9 protein-coding genes are annotated in these 13,276 nt (G+C 48.0%); 6 read left to right on the top strand and 3 right to left on the bottom strand.

Annotation, left to right across the window (positions count from 1 at the left end; translation table 11 throughout):
* Positions 1–384: 384 nt before the first annotated feature.
* Together BLU03_RS06300 and BLU03_RS06305 are read left to right on the top strand one after the other, a co-directional pair.
* Positions 385–1,182 carry a LysM peptidoglycan-binding and 3D domain-containing protein gene (locus tag BLU03_RS06300; RefSeq protein ID WP_093106454.1) on the top strand — a complete coding sequence of 266 codons (798 nt, stop codon included), beginning with the start codon at positions 385–387 and terminating at the stop codon, positions 1,180–1,182.
* 235 nt (positions 1,183–1,417) lie between these two features.
* A complete protein-coding gene (locus BLU03_RS06305; RefSeq protein ID WP_093106456.1) occupies positions 1,418–2,395 on the top strand; it encodes a C40 family peptidase in 978 nt (325 codons plus the stop codon).
* Positions 2,396–2,650: 255 nt separating this feature from the next.
* Here the strand turns inward: BLU03_RS06305 and BLU03_RS06310 are convergent, their stop codons facing one another.
* From BLU03_RS06310 to BLU03_RS06320, 3 genes are all read right to left on the bottom strand, one after another.
* A complete protein-coding gene (locus BLU03_RS06310) occupies positions 2,651–4,033 on the bottom strand; it encodes an N-acetylmuramoyl-L-alanine amidase (RefSeq protein WP_093106460.1) in 1,383 nt (460 codons plus the stop codon).
* A gap of 140 nt (positions 4,034–4,173) precedes the next feature.
* Positions 4,174–5,841, bottom strand: a complete 1,668-nt coding sequence (locus BLU03_RS06315; RefSeq protein ID WP_093106462.1) for a S8 family peptidase — start codon at positions 5,839–5,841, stop codon at positions 4,174–4,176.
* An 86-nt stretch (positions 5,842–5,927) separates the two neighbouring features.
* Positions 5,928–7,313 carry an N-acetylmuramoyl-L-alanine amidase gene (locus BLU03_RS06320; RefSeq protein ID WP_093106465.1) on the bottom strand — a complete coding sequence of 462 codons (1,386 nt, stop codon included), beginning with the start codon at positions 7,311–7,313 and terminating at the stop codon, positions 5,928–5,930.
* A gap of 335 nt (positions 7,314–7,648) precedes the next feature.
* On the opposite strand from BLU03_RS06320, the gene BLU03_RS06325 reads away from it, so the two are divergent.
* From BLU03_RS06325 to BLU03_RS06340, 4 genes are all read left to right on the top strand, one after another.
* Positions 7,649–9,601, top strand: a complete 1,953-nt coding sequence (locus BLU03_RS06325; protein WP_093106467.1) for an S-layer homology domain-containing protein — start codon at positions 7,649–7,651, stop codon at positions 9,599–9,601.
* A 107-nt stretch (positions 9,602–9,708) separates the two neighbouring features.
* Complete coding sequence (gene csaB / locus BLU03_RS06330) at positions 9,709–10,791, top strand: polysaccharide pyruvyl transferase CsaB (RefSeq protein WP_093106470.1); 1,083 nt, start codon at positions 9,709–9,711, stop codon at positions 10,789–10,791.
* A gap of 45 nt (positions 10,792–10,836) precedes the next feature.
* Positions 10,837–11,586, top strand: coding sequence for a WecB/TagA/CpsF family glycosyltransferase (locus BLU03_RS06335; RefSeq protein ID WP_093106472.1), 750 nt, complete (start codon positions 10,837–10,839; stop codon positions 11,584–11,586).
* Complete coding sequence (locus BLU03_RS06340; RefSeq protein ID WP_176765428.1) at positions 11,583–13,100, top strand: putative polysaccharide biosynthesis protein; 1,518 nt, start codon at positions 11,583–11,585, stop codon at positions 13,098–13,100. Before BLU03_RS06335 ends, BLU03_RS06340 begins: the two co-directional genes overlap by 4 nt.
* Positions 13,101–13,276 lie beyond the last annotated feature (176 nt).

A 13,276-nucleotide genomic window follows, 5' to 3' on the forward strand; every position in this document is an offset into this window, starting at 1 on the left:
CTTTAATATTTCCTGACGAGTTTCTTCTATATTATATATGTCTCCTGAATTACACGTTATTAACGTGACCATATTGATTAGAAAAAGCTTCCCGAGGGAGGATCGATTTATCAAAAAAACCTCCTTCAACCTTAAAAATATGAAATGCAACCATTATTTCAAGAAATTTTATCTACTTCTCGCCTTTATTTTCAGGAAAATCTCTTTCACTTCATCCCCGTCATTACGGGGTTTTCTATTCCTTTGTAACTTCACTGCAATATAACTGTCAGATTTGCAATACGAATGTTAGCGTTTTGTTCTTAACTTTAATGTTTAATGACTTTAGTATTGTGGTTGTGCAGATGAGACACGGAATTTTCAAACACACAGGAGGAATTATAAATGAAAAAACAAATGATTACTTTAGCAACTACCGCAGCTTTGACAGGAGCGTTCGCGACTACTGTAAGTGCGGAAGAATATAACGTAAATAGTGGAGATACGCTTTGGAGCATCTCCCAGCAAAATAATGTTTCTGTAAGTCAGCTTAAATCCTGGAACAATCTTTCTTCCAACCTGATCTTCCCTAACCAGTCTCTTACAGTTAGCGGTCAGGCTTCTGCTTCCGACAACGGCAGCAGCAACCAGGCGAGCGAATCGAACACGTATACAGTTAAATCCGGAGATACTATCTACTCCATCGGTAAAAAACACGGAGCAAGCGTTTCCCAGATCAAATCCTGGAACAACCTTTCTTCTAACCTGATTCACCCTGGTGATCAACTTTCCGTTGGCGGATCCACTGCAGTGAAATCCGAATCCAGCAGTAATAACACAGCTTCCGAAGAAAGCAACACGACTGCATCTTCTTCTGCTTCTTCCGAAGAAAGCAGCAGCCAGGGCGATGTCGTTAAACAGTTCACAGCAGAAGCTACTGCTTACACTGCTTACTGCGCAGGCTGCAGCGGTACAACTGCAACAGGTCAGGACCTTAGAGCTAACCCTAACCAGAAAGTTATCGCTGTAGACCCTGACGTTATCCCACTCGGATCCAAAGTATGGGTTGAAGGTTACGGAACAGCTATCGCCGGTGACGTAGGTGGCGCAATCAAAGGTAACCGTATCGATGTCTTCATGCCAAGCAACAGCGACGCTCTGGACTTCGGTCGTCGCAACGTAACTGTTAAAGTTCTTGACTAATAATAGTAGAGTCTAAATGAATAAAGCGTCCTCCCCCGTGCGGGTGGACGCTTTTCTTATGGAATCAGTTGCATGTACCGGCGAGCTAAGCAGCAATCCATCAAAGTTAGAACCAAAATGTTCCCGATTTAACAGGCTATCAAACGTTTGTAATCCAATTGTCACAAATCTGTAACTTGTCTAAAACCTTCCTATGCTAGGCTTGAAACAAATAACTTTACAGGGGGATTTACATATGATTAAGCGACTGGCGGCTTTTTTATTTACATTTGCAGCAGTATTCTTATTATTCGCTCCAGGCTCATCCGCACAAAGCAAAGCGGAGAGTATTATTGATACAGCTTACAGATACTCAGGTTCACCGTACGTTTACGGAGGTACTACTCCATCCGGTTTCGACTGTTCCGGCTTCACCCGCTACGTCTATGCGAAAAACGGTGTCAAACTGAATCGTACATCCCGTCAGCAGGCAAGACAGGGGAAATATGTCAGCCGATCGAATCTGAAACCGGGCGATCTCGTCTTCTTCGGTAAACCCGTCTATCACGTAGGCATTTACATTGGTAACGATAGAATGATTTCTGCGGAAAACCCTGATGATGACATTGATGTAACGTCTCTTAACTACAACTACTGGAAACGTAACTATAGCGGAGCACGTCGTGTGTTCGAAGAAGACCAGTCCCACACTTCTTCCAACACCATTACTGATTTCCGTGACGTCCCTGATCATTACTGGGCAGCTAAGAAGATTTCATACATAAGCGATAAAGGCATCATTGAAGGTTACAACGGTTACTTCCGCCCGAAAGCGAACGTGACACGCGGGGAAGCAGCTAAAATGATCAGTGAAGCACTGAACCTGGGTACGTCTTCGAGAGACAGATTCTCTGACTTGTCTGGTTGGTCAAGTGAGTACGTAAACGCAGTAGCAGCAAGAGGATATATCAAAGGCTACAAAGATGGAACATACAGACCCGAAGAACATATGACACGTGAAGAGATCGCTGCCGTGCTGACGCGGGCTTTCGACCTCTCCGGCAGCGGAAGAGTAGGCTTTAAAGATGTGAGCAGTAACAACTGGTCTTACGAATCCATTCAGGCGTTGGCTTCCAATTCTATTACAAACGGGTACGAGGACAATACATTCCGACCTAAAAAGACCACTTCAAGAAGTGAGTTCGCCACTTTCGTCTATAATGCTATCAACTAATACGGATTGATTCTGTTGTTTCACGACAGAAGACTGCTTTATCAGTATTTGAGAAATGACAGAGCCACTAACACCGGAACCTTGACGTTCTGGATTAGTGGCTCTGTTTCGTTTTTCACCGGTGCTATCTGAACAGTACGTCGCTATTCATATTCTAGCGTTATATATCGTTTTAGAAAGCGAGCAGGTGTCTCTGCTCCTCTCCTCTATATACAAACAAAAAGCCTGCAGCTAAGCTGCAGGCTCTTTTTTCGTCTATCTTCTTTCCTCCCAGTTGTAGTAGTCAATAATACCCTGGGACACGGCATTTGCCGCTCTGTTTCTCCAGTAGGAGGACCCGAGTTTCTGGGCTTCTTCTCTGTTCGTTACGAATCCAAGCTCGACAAGTGCAGAAGGCAGGGTCGTTCTCTTGATTACGTGGAACCCTGCTTCTTTCACACCACGATCGGAAGCATCCATAGCTTTCACAAGGCGTTGCTGAATGAAGTGGGAAAGTTTATAACTCTTATATGCTCTCGGTCCAAGTGCTGCCGCCGAGTAATACGTCTCTACTCCCGAGGCATTTTCACTCGAAAAAGAGTTGGAGTGAATACTTACGAACGTATCCGCGTTATTACGCTGCGCGTAATCCACTCGTCCGGAAAGAGAAATGTATGTGTCATTCCGGCGCGGCATTACCACTTTCACTCCTGAAGCTGCGAGTTTGTCTCTTACAAGTTTTGATACTTTCAGGTTCACTTCTTTTTCTACTACCCCATGTCCGGAAGCACCCGGGTCCCAGCCGCCGTGACCGGCGTCAATCGCGACGACTCTCGAGCTGCTTACATCGGAAGTCGTGTAGTTTGCATGGACAAAACCTAGCGTGTTTCCATAGGAGACCTGAAGCCAGTTCCCGACTTTTTTATGGACACGGACGGTTCTGCCCGTTTTGAACTGATTAATCACTTTGTATCCAGTCCCCGGGCCGGTTCTTACATTAAGGGGAGTGCTGCTTGAGACTATTCTTTCTTCCTGTACCGCGAGATCACGTTCCACTCGGTAGTCGTTATTCATAGCGCGGGCCAGAAACAGGGAGTACTCCGTTCTTGTGATTTTATTGTTCGGAAGGAATCTGCCGTCCGGTGTTCCGTTACTTACTCCTGCTGTCGCCACTTTATTCACGGCTCTGTAGCCGGAACCGGGCCCTTTGACATCCGTAAAGTAGGCCCCGCTCATGTTAGAGAAATTGAAAGCTTTGGATACGAGGTAGGCCATTTCTTTCCTCGTCATCGTATTTTGAGGACGGAATGTGCCATCCGGATAACCGGTGATGATTCCTTTATCCTTGGCAGACTGTATGTATCCGGAAGCATACGAGTTCTTATCTACATCCGGGAACTCGGTCGTCCGCTTCCTGTTATCCAGACCGAGAGCCCTGCCGACCATGGTGGCGGCCTGCTGTCTGCTTACTTCTTCATCTCCTCTGAATCGACCGTCCGGGTAACCGGCGATTACCTTTTTATGGATGAGGTAGTTGATTTCCGACTTATAGTTGCCCGGTATTCCTGTAACGGCAGCGTCCGCTTCTTTCATCGGTATGACAGTGAAAAGAACAGCAAAGACCATGAACACAACAACCTTATTAAAGTTTTTGATCATGTGGTTAAAACTCCCTTTTTTTCAAATTTTTATGATGCTCTTTGTTCATTATAATATACTATTATTTTATTAATAGATGATTATTGCATACTAATAGTTTCTTAACATTATTGTAATGCTTTTGTAATATTGGTGAGTAACTATCTGGATGAGTATTCTTTTGATTCGTAAAGTGCTTTAGCAAGTTCCGCACGGCTTACAGGTTCGGACGGTTGATATGTCCCGTCCCTGTACCCGGAAAGAACTCCCGCTTTTGCAGCGGCATTTATAGGTTCAGTGTAGTAACGGCCGTTTACGTCCGAGAAATAAGATCTGCCTGCCTCCGGAAACTGGAAAGCCCGGTCCAGCATGACTGCCATATCGCCGCGGGTGATATTTTTACGCGGAGCGAACGTTCCGTCCGGAAAGCCGTTGATGAATCCTTTCTCGACAGCGGCGGATATATACCCCGCGCTGTACGAATTCTCCTGCACGTCCGGGAATCCGGTATTCGAGTCTTTTTCCTCCAGATTCAACGTTCTGCCGAGCATCGTAACGACGTCCTGACGGCTGATCTTCCCATCCGGCCGAAACGTGGCATTTCTAAATCCTGTAACTGTCCCATCGACGTACAGCTTGCGGACGGGCTCATAGTACCAGCGGCCGGAAGACACGTCTTTGAAAGGATTGACCGGAGCCTGGACAAGGCCGTGACCGAAGTCTTTATCTTTTCCTTTTGGTCCAAGGTCTTTCGCCCGGTCTCTAACTTCTTTCCTGAGCTGCTGGATAGTGTAATGAGGATAGGCTTCTCTGTTCAAAGCGAATACTCCACTTACGAAAGGGGCTGCCATGGAAGTACCGTTCAAATATTCGTATCCGTTCACCCCTGTCTTTGCATCCACGTACGTACTGTACACTCCCGTGCCCGGGGCGACTACGTCAAGAGAATTACCTCCGTAGGAGAAAGCAGCTCTCTGGAATTCATCATTCACCGCTCCCGTACCGACGACGCTGTCATAGCGTGCCGGATACATGACGTCCGGAAGATATCTTCCGTTACAGGGAGTTTTGTTGCCGGAGGCGGCAACAACTAATACCCCTTTCTCTTCCGCTTTCTCAAGTGTTTTCTTCATAGGGATGGAGGAGCTGCAGGTCGTAAGGCTTAAATTGATGATATCCACATCTTTTTTGAAAGCCCACTCGATCCCTGCGATGATTTCACTTTCCCAGCCGTCCCCGTCTTTGTTCAGGGCTTTGACAGCATAAAGATCGGCATCGGGAGCTATACCGACTGTTCCTCTATTGTTCGGCTGGGCGTTGAGTACGCCCGCAACGTGGGTACCGTGGCCATTGTCGTCCGCCCATCCGGTCGAGCCCTCGATCGTATTCACACCGCCCCGGACGTTGAGATCCGGGTGGTCTTTGGCTACTCCCGTGTCGATGACTGCAATATTCACGCCTTCACCCGTAAGGCCCCAGCTTCTTGCCTTCGACGGTTCCGTTGCTTTGTAGCCCCACGTTTCTCTTTCAGCAGCTACAGAGACTCTCTGGTCAAACTCGACCCAGGCCACCTCCGGCTTCTTTTGCATCTCGATGATCTGTTTACGGTTCATCTTCATAGATACAGCATTCAGAGAATCGTACGTATGTAAATGCTCCCCTTCCACTGCAGTTCTGTATCTGCCCGAGGTGCCCTCTTCGAATCCGACTACCACTCTGTAACTGCTTTCGGCTGAAACGTTCTCCGTCACCGCTCCTCCGAACGCCGCAATCAGCGTCAGAAGGCCTGCGAGCAGGAGTTTGCTGCCCATATCCTTCATCCATTCCATCCTTTCTTTTCCTGTCCTATCCGCCAGCTCTTCTGAGCGGAAAACGACAGAAAGAAACGGACAGAGTTCGTCCGCTTCTATTCCATTTATTCTTTCCAGTTATAATAGTCCACGACTCCAAGCGCAATCGCTCTCGCTGCAGCCTCACGGTAGTGCTGGGTCTTCAGCTTTCCTGCATCTCCTTTATTCGTCAGAAACCCGATTTCTGTAAGGACAGCCGTCAACGACGTCTCTCTTATGACGTGGAAGTTCCCGTTTTTGACTCCACGGTCTGTCATATCCATTTCTTTGTGGAGTCTTTCGTTAATGAATTTAGCCAGCTTATAGCTGTTGAATTCTCTGTTGGACATACCGCTTGCGTAATAGAAAGTCTCTACACCATTTGCGCCTTCCGAAGCGGCGTTCGCATGAATACTTACAAATTCCGTAGCGTTATTACGCTCGGCGATAGCTACCCGGCCTGACAGGGAAGGGTACCAGTCCGACTGTCTCGTCATTACGACGTCCATTCCTGCGTTCTCCAGAAACTTACGCGTTTTCTTACTCACATCAAGTACGAGCTCTTTCTCTACGATGCCATTCGCCGAAGCGCCCGGATCTCTTTCCCCGTGCCCCGGGTCGATGGCGACTTTATACGTCTTCGATGGCTTATCCATCAGGTACGCGGAATGCACATACCCTTTGATGTTGCCGGAAGAAATGTAGTACCAGCTGCCTTCTTTCTTATAAACGGAGACGATGTCCCCCGTATAAATTTTGCCGACGACCTGGTTATTCGATCCAGGTCCATTTCTTACGTTCAGGAAATCAGCCGTTACAATCTGCTTTTCAAGCACTTCCATCGGCTCTTCCGCACCCGACGAAACTTTGAATTCCTTGTTCATGCCGCGTGCAACGAACAGGGAGAATTCTGTGCGGGAAATGATTCTGTCCGGCTTATATTCTCCAGAAGGAAACCCTTCTGAAATACCTGCCGTACTGAGCTTGTTCACATAGTCATAGAGTTTCGACGATTTAGGAATGTCCGTGAACGTAACGTCGCTCTTCGCCTCAAGGCGCAGTGCTTTAACGATCAGGTAAGCCATTTCCGCTCTCGTCATGCTCTTGTTCGGACGGTAGTCACCCTCCGGAAAACCGGTGATGATACCCTTATCTTTAGCAGACTGTATATATCCGGAAGCGTACAGGCCCTTGTCTACATCAGGGAAATCTGTACTTCTTTTTTCACCGGGAAGTCCGAGCATTCTTCCTACCATGACCGCAGCCTGGGCTCTCGTAACTTTGTCATCTCCATGGAAATCCCCATCCGGATACCCTTTGATGATGTTCTCACTAATCAAATAGTTTATTTCTTTACTGTAATTCTCCGGAATCCCGGAAACAGTGTTGGCTGACACACTACCTGCTCCCACACTCAACAACAGAACAGCGACGAGGACGACGACAGCATAACGTAAACCCTTACCTCTCATTCACTTAACCCCTTTTCCTGATTTATTACTTACGCTCCGATCCGAATGATCGGAGCACGAGAATTTTTCCTCACTATCTGTTGTATCGATTAATTTTAAGTTTATTAAACAGGACTTTTTAACCAATTAACAAAATTTCCGGTTTCAAGACTCAAAAATCGGGTATTTATTTCCCTTTTCAGTTCATTAAAACTCCTGTTTACCAGCGTTTAATGGTCAAAAATATAGATTACTTAAAAAATTGTTGTTTTTTCCTAAAATTTAGCTATTCAAACGTGTTCTAATCTGATAGTTTATTATAGAGAACGAAAAAGCACAAGGAGGAGTTTTGTTTGATGAAAAAGATTTCTGTTTTTCTGGTCACTTTATTGATGCTCCTGTCCATTTCGGCCCCGGCCCTGCACGCGCAGGATGATATCTCAGGGTCACCTTTTGAAGAAGATATGAGATCGCTGATAGATAAAGAAATAATGCAGGGGTTCGAGGACGGTACATATAGACCAAAAGCTGAGGTGACGCGCGCTCAGTTCACAGCGTTCATCACGAGAGCACTCGACCTCCCGGTGACAGAAGAAGTCATCACTGAGCTGCAGTCGCTCGATCCAACTTCTTTTTCCGATGTGGATTCGGGCAGATGGTATTACCCTTATATACTCGTCGCCAACAACGAAGGACTGATCCAGGGATACCCGGGCGGTACTTTTAAACCCAACGAGAAAATAAGCCGTCAGAATATGGCTGTCATTATGATGAATGCAGCCAAATCCAAAGGAATCGTTACGGAAACGGAACCTCTGACGTTTAAAGACAACGGGAAGATCCGATCTTATGCGAAAGAAGCGGTCCAGATTCTTACGGGACTGGAAATCATCAACGGGAAAGTAATTAACGGGGGCTCTTACTTCGCTCCTTCCGACCTTACGACGAGGGGGGAAACGGCAGCCGTGATCAACAGATTACTGAAAGTACTGAACCCTCCGGAAGAGAAATATAACTACAGTGTGGCCACGCTTGGCAAAGACAAAGAGCCGGTCATCCATAAGAGTTATAAAACATACGACCAGGCTGTCTCCAACGCCTCTTCCGGTCAGGTCGTGCTGAAAGGGAACAGCGTCGCCTGGATCAAAGACGGGAAAGCCGTCTCGAACACTTTCACAAGTATTTACAAAGATAAGAATCTCTCAAGCTCTCTGACGTACTTCACCTCGGGTGTCGAAGTGAAACTGCTTGACCTTACCGAAAATTATGCGAAAGTCCAACTTGCCGACACGGTCGGTTATGTAGCTCAGGAGGATATCAATCTTGTTCCTTCTTCCATGATCGAAGGACGTTCGTATTACTATGCGAAGAACGGAGACCTGTACCATTACAAGTACAATACATCCCTTAAATCAGGAAGCTCCTACGTATACGGAAAAGCTCCTTCTTTCATGCGGGAAGGACGGAAGTATTACAGCTATAATGGCAACACTTTTCTGAATGAAAACGGCAGCAAAGCAGGAGATGCGTATCAGTATTTCAACCGCCTCCCTCTTTACAGTGATACGTCCTATACTGCGGAACAGCTCGACAATTTCATCGCCGCCGAACAGCCGAACAGTCCGCTAATCGGCACCGGTGATGACTTCAAGAAAGCCGAAAAACTGCACGGAACGAACGCATTGTACCTGATGGCCCACGCCATCCATGAGAGTAACTGGGGTAAGAGCCGGATCGCCCAGGATAAAAACAACCTTTTCGGTATAGGAGCGAGAGACGGCACTCCTTACGAAAGTGCCTACTCCTATAAGAACTTCGAAACGGGTATTCTTGAAGCGGCGGAAGATTTCATCGTTCCCGGCTATTTCGAGAACACGTGGAAGAGCTACGGAGCTCATCTCGGCAACAAGAGCTCCGGTATGAACGTCTACTACGCCTCAGATCCGTACTGGGGACAGAAAATCGCCGGCCATATGTACAGAGCCGATAAATATTTAAGCAAAAAATATGGTGTAAAAAGCGAGCTCGGTGCTTCTCCTCTGGCGGAAACACTGAAGCCGGACACGAACGTCCGCACCAGCGCCAGAACTTCCGCCAGTAAAATTTACTCGCTCGGGAAAGCAGGAAGTACCGTACAGATTCTTGATACGGTGAACACATCGAATGAGGGTACGTGGTATGAAGTTGCGACGAAAGACTATGAATCAGGAAAAACGGGTGTAAAACCTGTCGATCACGGTAAAGGATTCGTTTACAGCCATAACGGACGATATGGAACGAATCTGGAAAAACTCAATATCGCTGAATAACCGGCATCAGGGGAGTAATCACTTTTAATGATTACTCCCCTGTTCTTTTCGTGATAAAATGGAAATGGTGAAATATAAACCATAAGGAAAATAAAGGATGAGAATTTATGCACCTGGTCATATCAGGATACTACGGTTTTCAAAATACGGGGGATGAGGCTATTCTGCAGGCGATGGTTTATCAGCTTCGCCGGCAGGAACCCGGAGTGCGGCTTACCGTCCTCTCCAACGACCCCGTCACTACGTGCAGTAACTACGAGGTGGAAGCCGTAAACAGGTGGGATATGGCTCAGATCCGCAGGGTCATCCGTCAGGCAGACGGACTGATCAGCGGCGGAGGCAGCCTGTTTCAGGATGTTACAAGCCTCAACACCCTTATTTATTACACTTCTGTCGTCAGTATAGCCAAACTTTATAATAAACCTGTGTTTCTTTACAGCCAGGGCGTGGGCCCGCTCGAACGTCCCCTCTCCCGTCTTATGACCCGGAGAACTCTGAAGAACGTGGAAGGTACGGTGAGAGACGTGGAGTCGCTCGATTTTCTTCACAGACTCGGAGCGAAGGGACCTTTTTCGATTTCGCCGGATCCGGTTCTCGGCTCCGTATTCGCAACACCCTCCTGCACCTGGCTTGAGGAGAAGAAACTCACTTCCGAAATCGTGACGGTCAGCTTACGCGACTGGCCCGTATCAAAAGATTACAGGCAGGGGCTCGCCGCCCTCCTCGACAATCTTGCAGAGAAAGGGTACACAATTCTGTTTATTTCTATGCACGGCGTTCCGGACACCGAAGCTGCGGAGGAAATCGCTGCTCTTATGGAATCGGAAACATTGATCAGCCCTTCTTATCTGTCACTCGAGGAGAAAGCGGCGCTTATCGCCACGTCCTCCCTCCTCATAGGGATGCGGCTGCATTCGCTCATACTGGCGGCGAACGCATTCGTTCCGTTTGCAGCTATTTCGTACGATCCGAAAATCGACTCGTTCGCGAAAGAACTGAAGCAGCCGGTCCTCGGAGACGTAAATAACGAAAAAGAAACGTGGGACCCCGCTAAAATGAACGCGTCTCTCGAACATCTGTCAGATGAGGATAATTATGCGGAATATTGTACTACCGTCCGCTTCCTTATAAAAGAAGCGGAAAAAACCCCGGGACTGGCCCTCCGCTACTTCAGAGAGAGGCTTGACTGAACCGGTCACCGGAAGAACTCTGTAAAATCACTAAAGGAGATTCATATGGAAACGAAGAACGTGGATATCCTCGGGATACCTGTAACCAGTATCGATCATTATACACTTAAAAATAATCTCATTTCTCATATCGAAAACTCGGAAAAATCATTTGTCGTAACCGCTAATCCAGAAATCGTTATGACCGCAAAGAAAAATAATTCCTATATGAGTGCTATCCTGTCCGCTTCGTATATTACCGCGGATGGCATCGGTATCGTTAAAGCCTCCCGAATCCTGAACAACCCTCTTCCGGAGAGAGTCGCAGGATACGACCTGATGATTGATTTCATCAGAGTTTCCCAGGAATACTCCTATAAGATTTTCCTGCTCGGAGCTAAGCCCGAAGTGATCACTCAGACTGTACGTAATCTTGAGAAATACTACCCGAACCTGCACATCGCCGGTTACCACGACGGGTATTTCAACATCCACGATGAAGAAGAGACGACTTTGATCGTGGAGAGGATCCGGGCATTGGAGCCTGATCTCGTATTCGTCGGGCTCGGGGTACCGCGTCAGGAAGAATGGGTTGCCGAAAACTATCACCGGTTCGACAAAGGCGTGTTCCTCTGTGTGGGGGGCAGCTTCGATGTACTTGCCGGGGTTACGAAAAGAGCCCCCATCTCCTGGCAGAACTGCAACCTGGAATGGTTGTACCGCCTCCTGCAGCAGCCTGCAAGGTGGAGACGGATGATTTCTCTTCCCCAGTTTGCGCTCAGCGTACTCAAAGAAAAGGTGCGGATGCGAAAATGAAGACGAACGGGCTTATGAAAGGTGCGGTTCTGTTATCCGCATCGATTCTTCTTTCAAAGATTCTCGGAAGCTTTTTCAGAATTCCGCTCCAGAATATCGCAGGAGATTCGGTACTCGGTATCTTTTCACTCGTCTATCCGGTATATATGGTAGCACTCACTCTGTCCGTAGCCGGTATACCGCTAGCGCTGTCGAAACTGATTGCAGAACGGGACAGTCTCCCGGAAATCCTGAAAATACATAGAACAGCTAAATGGTTAGGCGCGCTCCTCGGAGTCAGCGCTTTTCTTATCGTTAACGTATTAGCTTCTCCGCTCGCCACAACTCTCGGCGGCCCTTCCACACTTCCTGCGATCCGGGCCGTGTCTTTCGCCCTGCTTTTCGCTCCTTCCATGGCGGTGTACAGGGGATATTTTCAAGGTAACGGTGATATGAAACCTACAGCTCTCTCCCAGGTGATGGAACAGACGGTGAGAGTTGCGGTGATTATAGGGGCAGCCTACATCTCCGTCCGCATGGGAATGGAAGCATCCACGACGGCCGGGTTCGTCATGACGAGTTCGACAGTGGGGGTCGCCGCTTCTTTCCTCTATCTCGTTTTCCGTTACTCAAAAGTACCGTCTGCGAGAAGGAAATTCACCGGAACCTATACTCTTGAAGATTTCCGGGTGTGGAGTAAATACATACTTAAAATTTCGCTCCCGATCGCTTTCGGTACCCTCACGGTGCCACTGCTTCAGTTCGTGGACGCCGTCACGATTCCGGCCGGCCTCCGGGCCGACTCGAACTACCTCTTCGGGCTGTACGGCCGGGGCTTATCGCTTATTCAGATTTCGACCGTTTTTGCGACAGCTGTCATCTATCCCCTTCTTCCAGCCATCTCGCACCGGCTCGTGACCGGTGATATGACCGGAGTGAAACAGGATATCCGTAACGCAGACAAGTGGAACCATCTGATTTCCTGGCCGGCAGCCGCCGGTTTTGTCGTACTGGCCCTGCCGCTGAACGTCGCCCTGTTCACCGATGCAGCCGGCACCTTAGTCATGGCCATTCTCGGAGCAAGCTCTGTGTTCATTTCCTTTTCCATTATTACGACAGGCATACTGCAGGGACTCGGGAAAGGGAAACAGGCAGCTGTGGTCATTTCAACAGCTGCCGTTTTGAAACTTGTTCTTAACCTGCTCCTTGTTCCCGTGTTCGGACTCGCGGGTGCCGCTGTCATCAATATTCTTGTCTTTGCGCTTATTTATGCAGGAAATGCGCTGCTTGTTAAAAAATCCGTTCAGCTGCGTCTGGTACCGGACCGATTTCTGCGGCTGCTTGGCAGTACTGTACTGGCCGTAGCTGCGATGGCCGTTCCCTTTCTGGTTTTCTCGCCCGGGGTCTGGGCGAGAGGAGAAGCTTTTCTTTTTTTACTCGTCGCCCTTGCAGCGGGTATTACAGTATATGCAGGCAGCTTACTAGCGTTGAGAGTAGTTTCTTTGCGGGAGCTAAAACTGCTCGTTAAACGGTGAGACATCGGGGTTCTGTAGTTTGCGTGCCCTTCGGGGGCGTATCGTTGCGTTGAAGGTCACGATTACGGGGGAATCGTGACTTTCGGAAACCTTTTTTCTTACTGAAGGTCACGATTACTGCCTAAACGTGACCTTCAGCCTCAGATTCTCCTTCTCAACGTAACGATTCAGGTACA

Origin of the sequence: Salimicrobium album, from assembly GCF_900107115.1 — a bacterium.
Lineage (GTDB): Bacteria > Bacillota > Bacilli > Bacillales > Halobacillaceae > Salimicrobium > Salimicrobium album.